Source organism: Pseudomonas sp. m6p (assembly GCF_055760375.1).
Map to the genome: position 1 here is coordinate 5,558,486 of NZ_CM147084.1, position 15,995 is coordinate 5,574,480.

General features: G+C 56.0%; 18 protein-coding genes and 1 pseudogene. 11 read left to right on the forward strand and 8 right to left on the reverse strand.

Annotated features, from left to right (window positions below; all coding sequences use genetic code 11):
- From rnk to cyaY, 3 genes are all read right to left on the reverse strand, one after another.
- The gene (gene rnk / locus ACYZUM_RS25435; RefSeq protein ID WP_041071993.1) at positions 1–420 is read right to left on the reverse strand and encodes a nucleoside diphosphate kinase regulator; all 420 of its coding nucleotides are present in this window, start codon (positions 418–420) and stop codon (positions 1–3) included.
- 269 nt (positions 421–689) lie between these two features.
- Complete coding sequence (locus ACYZUM_RS25440) at positions 690–905, reverse strand: DUF1289 domain-containing protein (RefSeq protein WP_108184178.1); 216 nt, start codon at positions 903–905, stop codon at positions 690–692.
- A 2-nt stretch (positions 906–907) separates the two neighbouring features.
- Positions 908–1,234 carry an iron donor protein CyaY gene (cyaY, locus tag ACYZUM_RS25445; RefSeq protein WP_041071991.1) on the reverse strand — a complete coding sequence of 109 codons (327 nt, stop codon included), beginning with the start codon at positions 1,232–1,234 and terminating at the stop codon, positions 908–910.
- Positions 1,235–1,563: 329 nt separating this feature from the next.
- On the opposite strand from cyaY, the gene lptM reads away from it, so the two are divergent.
- The 6 genes from lptM to ACYZUM_RS25475 are packed head-to-tail and all read left to right on the forward strand — an operon-like array spanning position 1,564 to position 6,173.
- On the forward strand, positions 1,564–1,737 hold the full coding sequence (lptM, locus tag ACYZUM_RS25450; RefSeq protein ID WP_007911098.1) for an LPS translocon maturation chaperone LptM: 174 nt from the start codon (positions 1,564–1,566) through the stop codon (positions 1,735–1,737).
- A 9-nt stretch (positions 1,738–1,746) separates the two neighbouring features.
- Positions 1,747–2,994 carry a diaminopimelate decarboxylase gene (gene lysA, locus ACYZUM_RS25455; RefSeq protein WP_086792394.1) on the forward strand — a complete coding sequence of 416 codons (1,248 nt, stop codon included), beginning with the start codon at positions 1,747–1,749 and terminating at the stop codon, positions 2,992–2,994.
- 3 nt (positions 2,995–2,997) lie between these two features.
- Positions 2,998–3,828 carry a diaminopimelate epimerase gene (dapF, locus tag ACYZUM_RS25460; RefSeq protein WP_041071988.1) on the forward strand — a complete coding sequence of 277 codons (831 nt, stop codon included), beginning with the start codon at positions 2,998–3,000 and terminating at the stop codon, positions 3,826–3,828.
- 13 nt (positions 3,829–3,841) lie between these two features.
- Positions 3,842–4,567 (forward strand): DUF484 family protein, encoded by a 726-nt coding sequence (locus ACYZUM_RS25465; RefSeq protein WP_108184179.1) that lies wholly within the window; start codon positions 3,842–3,844, stop codon positions 4,565–4,567.
- A gap of 2 nt (positions 4,568–4,569) precedes the next feature.
- Positions 4,570–5,469, forward strand: coding sequence for a tyrosine recombinase XerC (gene xerC, locus ACYZUM_RS25470; protein WP_003229409.1), 900 nt, complete (start codon positions 4,570–4,572; stop codon positions 5,467–5,469).
- On the forward strand, positions 5,466–6,173 hold the full coding sequence (locus tag ACYZUM_RS25475; protein WP_108184180.1) for an HAD family hydrolase: 708 nt from the start codon (positions 5,466–5,468) through the stop codon (positions 6,171–6,173). The genes xerC and ACYZUM_RS25475 overlap by 4 nt, the downstream gene beginning before the upstream one ends.
- Before the next feature lie 252 nt (positions 6,174–6,425).
- Here the strand turns inward: ACYZUM_RS25475 and sutA are convergent, their stop codons facing one another.
- The 4 genes from sutA to glnK all read right to left on the reverse strand — a co-directional run bounded on the left by sutA (position 6,426) and on the right by glnK (position 9,210).
- Positions 6,426–6,752, reverse strand: coding sequence for a transcriptional regulator SutA (gene sutA / locus ACYZUM_RS25480; RefSeq protein ID WP_007951900.1), 327 nt, complete (start codon positions 6,750–6,752; stop codon positions 6,426–6,428).
- Between the two features lie 102 nt (positions 6,753–6,854).
- Positions 6,855–7,280: a secondary thiamine-phosphate synthase enzyme YjbQ gene (locus ACYZUM_RS25485; protein WP_086792400.1), complete on the reverse strand. Its 426-nt coding sequence runs from the start codon at positions 7,278–7,280 to the stop codon at positions 6,855–6,857.
- 216 nt (positions 7,281–7,496) lie between these two features.
- Positions 7,497–8,834: an ammonium transporter gene (locus ACYZUM_RS25490; protein ID WP_041071980.1), complete on the reverse strand. Its 1,338-nt coding sequence runs from the start codon at positions 8,832–8,834 to the stop codon at positions 7,497–7,499.
- 37 nt (positions 8,835–8,871) lie between these two features.
- Positions 8,872–9,210 (reverse strand): P-II family nitrogen regulator, encoded by a 339-nt coding sequence (glnK, locus tag ACYZUM_RS25495; RefSeq protein ID WP_002555808.1) that lies wholly within the window; start codon positions 9,208–9,210, stop codon positions 8,872–8,874.
- Positions 9,211–9,623: 413 nt separating this feature from the next.
- On the opposite strand from glnK, the gene ACYZUM_RS25500 reads away from it, so the two are divergent.
- The 5 genes and pseudogenes from ACYZUM_RS25500 to ACYZUM_RS25520 all read left to right on the forward strand — a co-directional run bounded on the left by ACYZUM_RS25500 (position 9,624) and on the right by ACYZUM_RS25520 (position 14,180).
- On the forward strand, positions 9,624–9,884 hold the full coding sequence (locus ACYZUM_RS25500) for an accessory factor UbiK family protein (protein ID WP_108184181.1): 261 nt from the start codon (positions 9,624–9,626) through the stop codon (positions 9,882–9,884).
- Positions 9,885–10,648: 764 nt separating this feature from the next.
- Positions 10,649–11,302: pseudogene (locus ACYZUM_RS25505) on the forward strand (magnesium chelatase domain-containing protein); the annotation flags it as partial.
- A gap of 168 nt (positions 11,303–11,470) precedes the next feature.
- Complete coding sequence (locus ACYZUM_RS25510; protein WP_273658701.1) at positions 11,471–12,205, forward strand: hypothetical protein; 735 nt, start codon at positions 11,471–11,473, stop codon at positions 12,203–12,205.
- Between the two features lie 782 nt (positions 12,206–12,987).
- The gene (locus ACYZUM_RS25515) at positions 12,988–13,263 is read left to right on the forward strand and encodes a DUF7673 family protein (protein ID WP_273658702.1); all 276 of its coding nucleotides are present in this window, start codon (positions 12,988–12,990) and stop codon (positions 13,261–13,263) included.
- Positions 13,260–14,180: a hypothetical protein gene (locus tag ACYZUM_RS25520; protein WP_273658703.1), complete on the forward strand. Its 921-nt coding sequence runs from the start codon at positions 13,260–13,262 to the stop codon at positions 14,178–14,180. Before ACYZUM_RS25515 ends, ACYZUM_RS25520 begins: the two co-directional genes overlap by 4 nt.
- On the opposite strand, the gene ACYZUM_RS25525 is transcribed toward ACYZUM_RS25520, so the two are convergent.
- The gene (locus ACYZUM_RS25525) at positions 14,177–15,940 is read right to left on the reverse strand and encodes a recombinase family protein (RefSeq protein WP_273658704.1); all 1,764 of its coding nucleotides are present in this window, start codon (positions 15,938–15,940) and stop codon (positions 14,177–14,179) included. The two genes, ACYZUM_RS25520 and ACYZUM_RS25525, sit on opposite strands and share 4 nt — an antisense overlap.
- Positions 15,941–15,995 lie beyond the last annotated feature (55 nt).

The window sequence follows — 15,995 nt, forward strand, 5'->3', positions numbered from 1 at the left end:
TCACTCGCGGAAATCACCGCCGTTGGCTGGTTGTGACTCGACTTCCAGCAAGGTCAGTTTCAGGGTCTTGCCACCCGGCGCGGGCCAGTCGATGTGCTGACCGACCTTCAGGCCCAGCAGCGCGCTGCCGACCGGCGCGAGGATCGAGATCTTGCCTTCGTCGGCGTTGGCATCCTTGGGGTAGACCAGCGTCAGGTGATAATCCTTGCCGCTGCCTTCTTCGCGGCAGTGCACGCGGGAATTCATCGTCACGACATCAGCGGGCACTTCATCGTGGCCGACCAGTGTATCGGCGCGGTCCAGTTCGGTTTGCAGCGCGATCACGCCCGGCGCAGCCTGGTCTTTCTCGTTCAGGTTGTCGATCAGGCGCTCCAGACGTTGTACGTCCAGACGGGTAAGGGTGATGGAAGGTGCGGTCATGATTCGGGCAGACTCCTTTCTTCTGCACACAAAAAAAGCAAAACCCCGCCAAAAAAGACGGGGTTTTCACCAGGCCTCGATGGGTTGAGGCGTGTTCGGACACTATCACAGCTCAAAAAATATACAAGCCACCCACCCGACAGCCCCACTCAGCCCTGAGGAAACTTTGTGGTGAGGGGATTTATCCCCGATAGACTGCGCAGCAGTCTCAAAAGGCTGGGGCCGCTGCGCAACCCATCGGGGATAAATCCCCTCGCTACAGGATCGAGTCAGGCCTGAATTCGGCGTTGTCGGGCTTGGCTGACGATCACCCGCCGCCGCTCATCATCGGCCGAGCGCCATTCGCGAATATCCTCGACATGGCGGAAGCAGCCAAGGCAAACCTTCTGCTCATCCAGCCGGCAAACGCCAGTGCACGGTGACGGCACCGCTGGGCTGACGTTGCTGTAGAGCGGCTTGGGTGGGCGCGGGGCAACCTCGGTCACGATCAGATCTCTTCGAAATCCAGCTCAAGGCCGGTCTGGTCCTGAACGCAACGAGCCAGGACTTCACCGAGCAGTTCTTCAGACTTCTCGCAGCTCCATTTGCCCGACTCTTCGTCGTAGTCGAAATGGAAACCACCGGAACGCGCCGCCAGCCACAGCTGACGCAGCGGCTCCTGGCGGCTGATGATCAGCTGGCTGCCGTTGTCGAACTTGATGGTCATCATGCCGGCCGTGATCTCGATATCGTCGGCATGATCCTCCAGCAACTCTTCCAACGCCTGCTGGGTGGCATCGACCAGATCGTGGAAACGCGCTTCGGACAAACTCATTGTGGCAACCTCAAAAAATGTCGGGTCAGGCTCAAGCGCCGCAAGATACGGGCGCTGCCGGCCGATTGCAAAGATTAACGACCAAGCACCGTTTCCCATCCAGCACTGGCGCCTATGGGAGCGAGCCGGCTCCGGGCGGCGATCCGACGAAAGCGGTGTGTCAGCCAGCAAACATATCGGATGTGCCGGCCTCTTCGCGAGCAGGCTCGCTCCCACAAGGCTCCAGGTGTATCCAGAGAGCCCCGCCGGACGGGAACCCCCTCGCATAGGCAAGCTGCCGGGTGGCCGGTATACTCCGGCGCAATTAACGCATTTTCAAGGATTTCGCCATGAAGCGCCTGATCTCTTCCCTTGCTGCGCTCGTCGCGGTTGCCTGCCTCGTTTCGGCCTGTGGTCAAAAAGGCCCGCTGTACCTGCCGGATGACGATCAGGACCCGGCCGAGCAAGCCCAGTCTTCGCAAAAGCAGCCGTCCAAAGCACACAAGCACGACGTTTACCAATAAGGGATCGCCATGGACGCTTTTAACTACCGTGGCGGGGAGCTGTTCGCGGAAGGTGTGGCGCTGTCCGCCATCGCCGACCGCTTCGGCACGCCCACCTATGTCTACTCGCGTGCGCACATCGAAGCCCAGTATCTGGCCTACGCCGATGCCTTGGCGGGCATGCCGCACCTGGTCTGCTACGCCGTAAAGGCTAACTCCAACCTCGGCGTGCTGAATGTCCTGGCCCGTCTCGGCGCCGGTTTCGACATCGTTTCCCGTGGCGAACTGGAGCGTGTGCTGGCCGCTGGCGGCAGCGCCGACAAGATCGTCTTCTCCGGTGTCGGCAAGACCCGTGACGACATGCGTCGCGCGCTGGAAGTCGGCGTGCACTGCTTCAACGTCGAATCCACCGACGAACTGGAGCGCCTGCAAGTGGTGGCCGCCGAGCTGGGCGTTCGCGCGCCGATCTCGTTGCGCGTCAACCCGGACGTCGATGCCGGCACCCATCCGTACATTTCCACCGGTCTCAAAGAGAACAAGTTCGGCATCGCCATTGCCGACGCCGAAGACGTGTACGTGCGTGCCGCACATCTGCCGAACCTGGAAGTGATCGGTGTCGATTGCCACATCGGCTCGCAACTGACCACCTTGCCGCCGTTCCTCGACGCTCTCGACCGTCTGCTGGACCTGGTCGACCGCCTCGGCGATTGCGGCATTCATCTGCGCCACATCGATCTCGGCGGTGGCCTGGGCGTGCGTTATCGCGATGAAGAGCCGCCACTGGCCGGCGATTACATCAAGGCTGTGCGTGAGCGTCTGAACGGTCGTGACCTGGCACTGGTGTTCGAGCCGGGCCGCTTTATCGTCGCCAACGCCGGCGTGCTGCTGACCCAGGTCGAATACCTCAAGCACACCGAACACAAGGATTTCGCCATCGTCGACGCGGCGATGAACGATCTGATCCGCCCGGCGCTGTATCAGGCCTGGATGGACGTCACCGCCGTCAAGCCGCGTGACAGCGCCGCGCGCCAGTACGACGTGGTTGGCCCGATCTGCGAAACCGGCGATTTCCTCGCCAAGGATCGTGAGCTGGCGCTGGAAGAAGGTGACCTGCTGGCCGTGCATTCGGCCGGTGCCTATGGCTTCGTGATGAGTTCCAACTACAACACCCGCGGCCGTGCCGCTGAAGTGCTGGTAGACGGTGATCAGGTTTTTGAAGTGCGCCGCCGCGAAACCGTGGCTGAGCTGTTTGCCGGCGAAAGCCTGCTGCCGGAGTAACCCATGCTGCTGCGTTTTACCAAAATGCACGGCCTGGGCAATGACTTCATGGTTCTCGACCTGGTCAGCCAGCACGCGCATATTCAGCCCAAGCACGCCAAGCAATGGGGCGACCGGCACACCGGTATCGGTTTCGACCAGTTGCTGATTGTCGAAGCGCCGAGCAACCCGGACGTGGATTTCCGTTACCGGATCTTCAACTCCGATGGCTCGGAAGTGGAACAGTGCGGCAACGGTGCGCGCTGCTTCGCGCGCTTCGTGCTCGACAAACGCCTGACCGCCAAACGGCAGATTCGCGTCGAGACCAAGGGCGGCATCATCGAGCTGGACGTGCGTAACGACGGCCAGATCGGCGTGAACATGGGCGCACCACGCCTGGTCCCGGCGGACATTCCGTTCGACGCACCGGCGCAGGCGTCCAGCTATCAGCTGGAAGTCGACGGCACCACGGTCGAACTGGCCGCCGTGTCGATGGGTAACCCCCATGCGGTGCTGCGCGTGCAGGACATCAATACCGCACCGGTGCATGAACTGGGACCGAAAATCGAACACCATCCGCGCTTTCCGGCGCGGGTCAACGTCGGTTTCATCCAGGTCATCGACCGCCACCGCGCGCAATTGCGCGTCTGGGAACGCGGCGCCGGGGAGACCCAAGCCTGCGGCACCGGCGCTTGCGCCGCGGCTGTCGCGGCTATCAGCCAGGGGTGGATGGATTCGCCGCTGTTGATCGACCTGCCCGGCGGGCGTCTGTCCATTGAATGGGCAGGCCCCGGCCATCCGGTGCTGATGACCGGCCCGGCAGTGCGTGTATACGAAGGACAAGTGCGTCTTTGAGTGAGCAGAAGCCATGACCGATAAGCCTCAGGTACCCGCCCGACAGTCCGACGAATCAGCGTCCGAGAGCCTGGAGGCGGCAGCGGTTGCCGCATACCTGGAGGCTCATCCGGACTTCTTCGTCGAGCACGAAGAACTGCTGCCCGCCCTGCGCATTCCCCACCAGCGCGGTGACACCGTATCGCTGGTCGAACGGCAGATGAGCATTTTGCGCGACCGCAACATCGAGATGCGTCATCGCCTCTCGCATTTGATGGACGTCGCACGCGACAACGACCGACTGTTCGACAAGACCCGCCGCCTGATCCTGTCGCTGATGGACGCCGCCAGCCTCGAAGACGTGGTGATCAGTGTCGAAGACAGTCTGCGTCAGGATTTCCAGGTGCCCTTTGTCAGCCTGATCCTGCTCGGCGACAATCCGGCACCGGTTGGCCGCTGGGTGACCCACGCCGACGCGCAAACCGCCATCGGCGGCCTGCTCACCGAAGGCAAAAGCGTCAGCGGCAGCCTGCGTGAGCATGAGCTGGACTTCCTGTTCGGCGAAGAACAGCGCAAGCAGATCGGCTCCACCGCCGTGGTTGCCGTCAGCCATCAAGGCATCCACGGCATTCTGGCGATCGCCAGCCGTGATCCGCAGCACTACAAAAGCTCGGTCGGCACGCTGTTTCTCAGCTACATCGCCGAAGTCATGGGCCGCGTGCTGCCACGGGTCAACAGCTCACTGCGCTCGGTACGCTGAGCATGGAACGACAACTGGACGCTTACTGCGAACACCTGCGCAGTGAGCGACAGGTGTCGCCGCACACCCTGTCGGCCTACCGCCGCGACCTCGATAAAGTCCTCGGCTGGTGCCTCAAGCAGAACATCGGCAGCTGGGCGGCGCTGGATATTCAGCGTCTGCGCAGCCTGATTGCCCGGCTGCATGCTCAGGGACAATCCTCGCGCAGCCTTGCCCGTCTGCTCTCGGCAGTGCGCGGCCTCTATCACTACCTCAATCGCGAAGGTCTGTGCGACCACGACCCGGCGACCGGCCTGGCGCCGCCGAAAGGCGAACGGCGCCTGCCGAAAACACTCGACACCGACCGTGCTTTGCAACTGCTGGAAGGTGCCGTCGAGGATGATTTTCTGGCGCGGCGCGATCAGGCGATTCTCGAACTCTTCTATTCCTCGGGCCTTCGCCTGTCCGAGCTGACCGGGCTCAACCTCGATCAGCTGGATCTGGCCGACGGCATGGTTCAGGTGCTCGGCAAGGGCAGCAAGACCCGCCTGCTGCCGGTCGGCAAAAAGGCTCGCGAAGCACTGGAGCAGTGGCTGCCGCTGCGGGCCATGACCAACCCGGCCGACGACGCCGTGTTCGTCAGCCAGCAAGGCCGGCGCCTCGGTCCACGGGCGATTCAGGTACGAGTGAAACTGGCCGGCGAACGCGAACTGGGGCAGAACCTGCACCCGCACATGCTGCGGCACTCTTTCGCCAGCCACTTGCTGGAGTCCTCGCAGGATTTGCGCGCGGTGCAGGAACTGCTCGGCCACTCGGACATCAAGACCACGCAGATCTACACCCACCTGGACTTCCAGCACCTGGCGGCGGTCTACGACAGCGCCCACCCACGGGCCAAACGCAGCAAAGGCGACGATTCATGAACATCCAGTTGATCACCTTCGACCTCGACGACACTTTGTGGGACACCGCGCCGGTGATCGTCAGCGCCGAAGCGGTATTGCGCGAATGGCTGAGCGAACACGCACCGAACCTGGGCGCGGTGCCGGTGGAGCATCTGTGGGCGATTCGCGAACGGGTGCTGACCCGCGAACCGGGCCTCAAGCACCGCATCAGCGCGCTGCGCCGGCGGGTGCTGTTCCACGCACTGGAAGACGCCGGGTACGCCCACGGCGAAGCTTCGGATCTGGCCGACAAAAGTTTTGAAGTGTTCCTGCAGGCACGGCACCAGATCACGGTATTTCCCGAGGTCGAACCCACCCTGGAAATCCTCGCCAACCACTACGCCCTCGGCGTGGTCACTAATGGCAACGCTGACGTGCGCCGCCTCGGGCTCGCCGATTACTTCAAGTTTGCGTTGTGCGCCGAAGACATCGGTATTGCCAAGCCGGATGCGCGGCTGTTTCACGAGGCGTTGCAGCGTGGTGGTGTGAGTGCGGAAGCGGCCGTGCACATTGGCGATCATCCGGGCGACGACATTGCCGGGGCGCAGCAGGCGGGCATGCGCGCGATCTGGTTCAACCCGGCGGGCAAGGTCTGGGAAGCGGAGCGTCAGCCGGATGCTGAAATCCGTAACCTCACGGATCTGCCAGCAGTGCTCGCCCGCTGGAATGCCACCGCCTGCTGACACACAACCACTTTTTTGTGGTGAGGGGATTTATCCCCGATCGGTTGCGCAGCAGCCGTGAAGTCATCTTGCACGGTGTGTCAGGACTGTGGGGCGTGCTGCATTAGGGGCCGCTTCGCGACCCATCGGGGATAAATCCCCTCGCCACAAGGCTCACCCCTGCAAGGGATCGCGGCGCGTCTGGAGTATTTGTTCGAGGCATGAAAAAGCCCGCAGCGACGGCGGGCTTTTTCAGCAAGCAAGTGGCACGCCTCAGATAGGGCGGCTGCCGTACTTGTTGTCCGGCTTCTTGGGCGGATCGGCGACCACGTTGGCCTCCACTTCCTGCACCTTGCCGCCGCGCGCAAGGAATTCTTCCATGGCCTTGGCCAGGGCGTCGCGCTCCTTGTTCTTGGCTTCGATGCTCGGCAACTCGTCTACCGACACCGCAGCCTTGGCTTTGCCCTTGGCAGCCGGGGCCGGCGTATCGTCACCGCCATCGTCTTCAGCAACGTCTTCCGCTGCTGCTTCCAGACCGTCCTCGGCCTCGTCTTCGTCGCCTACTTCGAGGTCGTCGTTTTCCAGATCATCGTCGCTCATGTTCTACCTCATGACTTGCGAAAAGCAGATTAGTTATAGACCAGCTTTGGCGACTGTCGAAAGTCGCCGGAAAAAAATCGGTAACCGCTGGTGACCAGCGGTTTACGCCCCGTCACCGTGCAAGGTGGCGAGGACTTTACGGGCACCGCCATGATCACGGTGCTCGCCCAGATAAACGCCTTGCCAGGTTCCCAGAGCCAGACGCCCAGCCGATACCGGCAGACTGATCTGGCAGCCAAGCACGCTGGCCTTGAAGTGCGCCGGGAGGTCGTCCAGGCCTTCGTCGTTATGCTCATAGCCGTCTGTTCCTTGTGGGATCAGACGATTGAAAAATCGTTCGAAGTCGCGACGGACCGCCGGATCGGCGTTCTCGTTGATGGTCAACGACGCCGAGGTATGCTGCAGCCACAAATGCAACAGACCGACCCGGCACGCCTTGAGTTCAGGCAGGCCGGCGAGTAACTCGTCCGTTACCAGATGAAAGCCCCGGGGCCGTGCCCGCAGGGTTATCAGAGTCTGTTGCCACATACAGTTCTCCGCACGTTCGGGGCGCATTCTAGCGCGCTCTGGGAAAAAACAAAGGCCCTAATATTCCTGCAATGATGTAAGCCATTGGCCGCAGAAAAATGCCCATCGTAAACACGACGAAAGCCGTACGAAAAATCCTTTCAGCTGCTCTCTCAATGACAAATCCCGGACAAAAAAATGCCCGGCAAGCCGGGCAAGTTTTTTCGATGCGCGTACTTACAGGTTGTAGCCGCGTTCGTTGTGTTGTGCCAGGTCCAGGCCAACCGATTCTTCTTCCTCGGTCACCCGCAGCCCCATCACGGCGTCCAGCACCTTGAGGATGATGAAGGTGACAATCGCGGTGTAGATCACTGTGAAGCCGACGCCTTTGCACTGAATCCACACTTGCGCCGCGATGTCGGTCACGGTGCCGAAGCCGCCCAGCGACGGTGCAGCGAATACACCGGTCAGGATCGCACCGAGGATACCGCCGATACCGTGCACGCCGAATGCGTCCAGGGAGTCGTCATAACCAAGCTTGCGTTTCAGGGTGGTGGCGCAGAAGAAACACACCACACCCGCCGCCAGACCAATCACCAGTGCGCCCATCGGGCCCACGGTGCCAGCCGCCGGAGTGATTGCAACCAAACCGGCAACCACACCCGAGGCGATGCCCAGTGCACTTGGCTTGCCGTGGGTGATCCACTCGGCAAACATCCAGCCCAGTGCGGCAGCTGCGGTTGCAATCTGAGTGACCAGCATCGCCATACCGGCAGTACCGTTGGCAGCAGCGGCGGAACCGGCGTTGAAACCGAACCAGCCGACCCACAGCATCGCTGCACCCATCAGTGTGTAACCGAGGTTGTGCGGCGCCATCGGGGTGGTCGGGAAACCTTTGCGCTTGCCCAGTACCAGGCACGCTACCAGGCCGGCGATACCCGCGTTGATGTGCACCACGGTGCCGCCCGCGAAGTCGAGTACGCCCCAGTCCCACAACAGGCCGCCGTTACCGGACCAGACCATGTGTGCAATCGGTGCATAGACGAGGGTGAACCACACGCCCATGAAAATCAGCATCGCCGAGAATTTCATCCGCTCGGCGAACGCACCGACGATCAGCGCCGGGGTGATGATCGCGAAGGTCATCTGGAAGGTGACAAACACCGCCTCAGGGAACAGCGCCGCCGGGCCGGTCAGGCTCGCCGGAGTGACACCGGCCAGAAAGGCCTTGCCCATGCCGCCGACGAAGGAATTGAAGTTGACGACGCCTTGCTCCATACCGGTAGTGTCAAACGCGATGCTGTAGCCATAAATGACCCACAGGACGCTGATCAGACCGGTAATGGCGAAGCACTGCATCATCACCGAAAGAATGTTTTTGGAGCGAACCATGCCGCCGTAGAACAGCGCGAGGCCGGGAATGGTCATGAACAGCACGAGGGCTGTGGAGGTCAGCATCCAGGCGGTATCGCCGGAATTGAGGACTGGAGGCGCCACCGGATCTGCCGCCATGGCCAGGCCGGGCATTACGATGGACAACAGGGCGCCTAGCCCTGCGAATTTACGCAGAGTCATATTGTTTTCTCCTGGGGCGTTGGGTTTGTGGCGGCGTTTAGATCGCGTCGGTATCGGTTTCGCCGGTACGGATGCGGATCGCCTGTTCCAGATTGACCACGAAGATCTTGCCGTCACCGATCTTGCCGGTGTTGGCCGCCTTGGTTATCGCCTCGATAACCCGATCCAGATCCTTGTCGTCGATGGCCACGTCGATTTTCACCTTGGGCAGAAAATCGACCACATATTCCGCGCCGCGATACAGCTCGGTGTGACCCTTCTGCCGGCCGAAGCCTTTAACTTCAGTAACGGTAATGCCCTGCACGCCGATTTCGGACAGCGACTCGCGCACGTCGTCCAACTTGAACGGCTTGATGATGGCAGTGACTAGCTTCATGAAACTCTCTCCCGAATTGGTGGACTTGCCCCAGGAAAACAAACCCGACTCAAGTCTAAGCGCAGTGCCTGGCTTTGTAACGCATCGTCGGCCTTGCCTGCCCGACTGACGCCAGCTAACCGCTGCCGGCGAAACTCCCCGCTCCGCCTGCCGCACTGCATTCGTCACAGCGACTGCATCAGTGCATGGGTCACTACCGACTAAGCAGAAAGCTTGCCATCTCGCCAAATTCCTCTGATTTCAAGCCCTTGGCCGCTGCCACAGGCGCCCGCGCAAAAAAGCCCCGACGGTTACGCACAACAACGGTGCGCTGCCGTCCGTCCGCCTGCGCGAAAAGCGTGCATCCGTGCCTGCGTCAATGACTATAGACACTGCGTGATACACTGCGCGCCACTGTTTACAGGACACATTCCATGCTCGCGCCCAAAGACTTCCTCGACGCCCTGAGCGGCACTGCCTCCCGCCTGTTCAGCGGCGACACCCCGCTGCCAAAAGCCGAAATCGAAAGCCAGCTCAAGATGCTGCTGCAAAGTGCTTTCAGCAAACTGGATCTGGTGAGCCGTGAAGAATTCGATAGCCAGATGCTCGTACTGGCTCGAACTCGCGCCCGCCTTGAAAGCCTTGAAGCCAAAGTCGCAGAACTGGAAGCCAGGCTGACGCCGCCGGCCGAGTAAGACTGCAGCCCCTGGGCCGAGACGCCTTCAAGTTTGCGAGTAGACATTAAACCGCCCCCGCCGAGGCAGGAGCGGTTTCCGTCAGATCAATCCTCTACAACGAATTATTCCAACGGTCTCGCAGAAACTCGTACAGGCGAAAATCCCATAACGCGATTCTGACGAGGCGCCACATATGTTTAAGAAACTTAGACATACTTTGGCCCTCCTTGCGTGGGGCCAAACCTCCGATGCACTTTCCGGCGTACGAACACCTTCGGGACTACACGTGAGTGTGTCCGCCAAGGCGACCGGGTGTGGGTTCCCCGAATACAACACCGGCACGGGTCTCACACCGTGTCGAGGAACATGAAGTCTTTGCGCCCCCGGCCACACTTCGCGAATACCTCATGAGTGGGCATCGTCATTGCGGACTTTATGACAGACCTTAGAAAGCGACTTAAACAACTTGTATCAAGTCGTTAGGATGCGCCAGTAACAGGACCGTTGCCCCCCCTTTCAAGTCCATCTGATACTTGCGCCAATGAGCAAACATGCATAACCTGAGCGCACGTGAGTGTGTCCGCAAAGGATACGCAGGCCTTGGCCTCACCGATGCCTGCAAACTGAAAACCGTCTACTCAAGGCGGTTTTTTTTCGCCTCGAAACTGGTTGACCTCCTCCCGCAACATCCAGTGAAAGTTCGCGCCCGCCAGCTCCCCTTTCCCCGACTACCCTTCAAAAACCCGCAGGAAGCGGCCCCCGATTCAGCTCAAGGAACGACCATGTCCCTGTCCATCGTCCACAGTCGCGCCCAGATAGGCGTGGATGCACCTGCCGTTACCGTCGAAGTCCATCTGGCCAACGGCCTGCCGTCGCTGACCATGGTCGGCCTGCCCGAGGCGGCGGTGAAGGAGAGCAAGGATCGGGTGCGCAGCGCGATTATCAATTCCGGGCTGCAGTTTCCGGCGCGGCGGATCACCCTGAATCTGGCGCCGGCGGATTTGCCCAAGGACGGCGGGCGGTTTGATCTGGCGATTGCCTTGGGGATTCTGTCGGCAAGTGTGCAGGTGCCGTGTCTCACGCTGGATGAGGTGGAATGCCTCGGTGAACTGGCGCTGTCCGGCGCGGTGCGGCCGGTGCGCGGGGTGTTGCCAGCGGCGCTGGCGGCGCGCAAGGCCGGGCGGGCCCTGGTGGTGCCGCGGGCGAATGCCGAGGAGGCCTGTCTGGCTTCGGGCCTGAAAGTGTTTGCGGTGGATCATCTGCTGGAAGCCGTGGCGCATTTCAACGGGCATACGCCGGTCGAGCCATATGTCTCGGACGGGCTGATCCACGCGGCGAAACCTTATCCCGACCTCAACGAAGTGCAAGGACAGATGGCCGCCAAACGGGCGCTGCTGATTGCGGCGGCAGGCGCGCACAACCTGCTTCTTTTTGGCAACCATTAGACCCCAAAAAATTCTGATCAGGGCCGTCAAGGGTGCGGAGGCTCTGCATCCGTGCCATTGGCGGCCGGGCTTTGAATTTACATTAGTATTTGGGGATGATATTTTTGCTGCCACATAAGTAATTCAGCCCAACGACTATTTAGATAAGGAATTAGAAAGGTGTTTGAGCTAATAGGAATATGCGTCGTTGTTTATTTGGTCTGGAGAATAGCAAAGCGAGTTTCATCCACGGCGGTTAGAAAAACATTATCTGAGGCAATAATCTACGCCAATAAGCAAGGTGTTCCCCGGGACTTTTCCGTAGCTGTTACGGAAACGCCAAACGCACTACGCGAAGCAAGAAAAATACTTAAAGAGAACAATCCAGATTTTGCGACTCTTGACGTTTACCAACAATATGGGCTCGCTATAACCATGCTATACGAACGAAATCAGGAGCGAGAGTCAGCACAAAAGTTACCAATAGTAAAAAAGGTCATAAAAGATTTCCTTCAACCTCAAATTGACCGTCTACATAGTCAAGGCTTAAGAACGCACATGAACGATGTGGTTCTTGCCTATATATTAACAATGGCAACAGCAGTGACAAAAAGTGCGGGAACCAACTCAATAAATTTTGCCGAACTAAAGGAAATAGCAGCGAGCATCTTCCCCACAGCCGAACATTTGGCCTTAATCGAAAACGCCTTTGACACAATAAATTTCAACCCAAATGAATTCATTGAAAAATGTAACGCTTTAACGCCAATCATTATGGATGAAGTGAAAAACAATAAGGGCGAGTATTATGAGAAATACACCAAGAAAGCCATCGCAGAAATAGATGATATGTTTAATCGCAGTATCGACTATGACCCGAGGAAGGTAAAGAAACACAATTTCTTAGATGTATAATCTCGGCTACATGCGTACGTACGTGTGCGTGTGTCTTGAAAACCCTAAGGGGTTTTCGCTTTGCTCTTAACCACCAGCATTGCCTTCGAAGAAGGCTTCGCTTTTCTCGGCAATGCTGCTCCTTCCTAGTCACTCATTAAAAAATGAGCTTTCGGAGGACAGCATAACCAAAAAAAGAAGCCCCTTTCTCGGGCCTAAGTCAGCGATACTACTGCTTAGACTTTGAACACTTAACGCCCGTATCTGCGGCGTCCCGGCTCCCTGTTCAACACCGTTTCCAGTGGCTTGCGGGCTGGCAACCATTCATTGCCGGGTTCCCCTTTGTATGGCCTTCGCTTCACATAGTCCAAAAATCGCAATAATGAGCCGGGTCAGCTCATCCAAAACTATGGAAAGTGCATACGCTGTATTTATTATAGTTATGAAATCCACGATTTACTAATTGCAGAAAACAGTGCAATCCAATCGCCTACAGCATCAACACCGAACCTCAGAAACTTATGTTTTTGCAGTTCACTTTTTATTAAATTACCATTTGAATTCGACAAGTCAAATCGAAAGATAATAAATATCTCAGCCCCCCCCAAAATACAAATAATCCATGCCGCTCAGCTTTTAGCGGGTCTCGGGTCGCCGACCTGAGCAAGTAGGAATGTTGCCGAAGGTCAACAGTCAACCACAGCGTGGTTGTCCTATCTTGAAGTTAATTTCAAATTTTAACTAAACGGATTTGACAATTAAAATATTAATGGTATTTGTATATTCACACCAAGGAGAAATTTATGAATATACCGATACACCAGCAACTCATTATTGCAGCATTTTTGGAGCTTGAAGAGGTTGCATATACACACAGCAATCAAGGCAGGAGAGCAAGAGAATTCTTATTATCTTTCCACGACAACCGAAAGGTTGATGTTTTTGGATTTGTCAGCCTCGACGAAAAACTTCAAAGATGCGTAATGCTCTTAATTGAAAGCCATATAAATTCGCCTCATTGCGTTTCACTTATCTTCAAGAGCCGACTCGCTGAACTCTCAAATTTCGAGGACATGTGAGAAAATTAAAAAATTGGTTTGTTCGAAGCGAGCGGATAAAAGACAAGCACAGCGGAATTATTCAATACTTAAACTACTTGACTAACGACAAACATCCAAACCATAAAAACAAGACTACCATTAGGCCGCTCTATGGAGATGTAAATACGATAATTCAAGGCTGTGCTAACGAAGCCATTCTATTGGACCTAAAGAACAGCAAAAGCAAGGGAGGTAGGCCTGTCAGCTCCTACGCCCAGTCTTTTACGTTTGTTTTACCGGAAACCGTAAAAAAACCAACCCCTGAGCAATGGAAGCTTATATTTAAAGATCTCGCGACTGCCTTGGCTCACAAGGTAGGTATCCCCTTGGATGCCCTAAAAGGTAAGGCATTCGCAAACATACACGACCAGAGCAACCCACATCTAAACTTGGTTCTATCTCGTGTAGTAAACGGCAAGCACCTTAGAGCCTTAGATCAAAAATCTACTATCAACACCCTAAAAAAATCGTTTACAGCAGCGACGCTTAAGCATTGCGGTCTCGATTTGGGTACCTACAACCCTGTGAATACTAATCTTGGAAAGCGTCAAACAAACTGGCAACGCCAGCAACAAGAGGCACAGAGTCAAATTAAGGCCGCTACTGATATTGCAAAGAAGCTGGAGGAAGAAATCGAACAGGCAAAACTATTAGGAAAATATACAGCAATGCTTAATAGCCAAATCCAAAAATGGATGTCCGCAGTTCTTGAAGGTGATACTGAGCAAGAGGCCAGACAGGCAAATAGAATAGATAAATCCATCGCCAATCTAAACGAGCTTAGTATCAACCCTGAGACAGCAGCACTAATAGAGGAACTTGTTACCTCGGTAGAGAAGAAAGCAGGCAAGCCTATAACAGTTAAGCGAAAGAACAAGCCGTGGCCAGCCCCTTAAACATCAACAGGCAACGGCACTATACTAAATCCAGCATCTTGATACTTCTTGGCCTTTTCTTCATCCGTAAGATTCTGCCATCCATATATTTCCGCTAGGTCATTTTCTCGCTGCAAACCTTCTGCTTTTGGCGGGATATTACCATACATACCGCCCTCGTGAAGGAATCGCTGAACGCCGCTCTTAAAGAGTATTTCGACAGTTCTATCTTGGAAATCTATTTTTATATCCTCAATAATTAAACGCAGTCTTTCGTTTATTTTTGAGCGGATTTCAAAAACGGTTTGGTCATCCTCAGTACTGCTTAACTTTTGAAGGCTCTGGATATCCTTATCTACATCCGCCTTCTGCTGCTCCAAGGCTTGATATATTTCCGACTCTACGGCCTTTTTCCTCTCAGATAGCTCTTCAAGACGCTGCTCGTTTTCAATAGCCATCAATCGCTCTAAGTCGCTGACCTTGCCACGCAGGCGTTTAAAGTCAGACTTAAAGTTCTCAAGCATTTCTTGAATCTCGCCAACCTCCGAATCGATTTCGTACTTTGAATTAATCAAGTCATCAACTTTATTTTTCTCAGCCAGAATGCTCTTAATATCAGCCTCAGCTAAGAACTTCAAAAGCATTGTTTCTATTTGCTCATAAGGCCAAGCCCTATAATTACAACTGCCGTGCTTCGCACGATAGCAAACTAAATATTTTCCACCCTTTCTTTTGTCCGCCCCTTTATTAACGTGATTGGCAGTTGCCCCACACTTTGAGCAATGGGCTAGTTTTGTAAAAAGATTACTAAATTTCTTTCCCTTGTTTCCTTGACCAGCTAGCCCTCGCTCTTTTCTCTTTTCTTGAACACGCCGAAACAGCTCTGGACTGATAATCTGTGGGAAATAGTTGGCGACTTCTTGACCTTGATTTATACGTCTCCGCCGGTGATCCTCTAATTTCTCCCAAGTCATAGGCTGGTAGTAGCCCATTACTGCTCTATTTTCGAGAATTTTCTTGATATATGACGGCTGCCAGAAATCCCCGTAGTTTGGGTTTTTCCGAGCGTTCTCTCGAGTAAAAGTAGGCACTCCTCTTTCGGTAAGAATTCTCGCTGTTGCAATGGCTCCAACATTATTATCTGACAGACGATATATTTCTCTAACCACTTCAACCCGTTCGGGTATTTCTTCGATTGCTCGAACAGTCAAACCATTTACAATAACTTTAACGGCTTTGAGCCATAAAGGGAGGCGGGAGGTAGCGACCTCCCCCGTCTGAAATGCTCGCAACTTCTTAGCATTCCAAGCGTCACGGACTCTACGCCCCTTCTCATTACTTTCGGTGAACGCCCTTTGAAGCTCACCAAGAGCGACATAAATCTGGGTTATATCATCGCCGTATTTGTAAACTTGAGTGCTTGAAGTAATGGCAATTTTTATGCCCTTTCTAAGCAAATCAAGGATAATTGGTAGGCTCTCCATTGGGTCGAGCCGAGTAATACGGTTAATTGCCTCAACGGCAAGGTAATCGCCCCTCTTGACTACTCCACTATCAACCGCGTCTAGAAACGTCTTAAAACGACCTTTTAAGATGTTTTTGCCGGTATAACCGGAAACACCCAAGTCGTTCAGGTCGAGACTGCTATCCAACACTGCACCCTCGGCCACAATTTCAGGCCGAGCGGCGAAACTGTCAATGAGGCTTTGCTGACGCCGCAGGCTGTCGCCCTTGCGTTGTTCTTCACTACTAAATCGGATGTAAGGCCATATCTTGGGCATCGCGTCCCCTCCCCTGCTGGCATTCTGCCGCGTTTGTGGTCTGGGGTCTAATGGT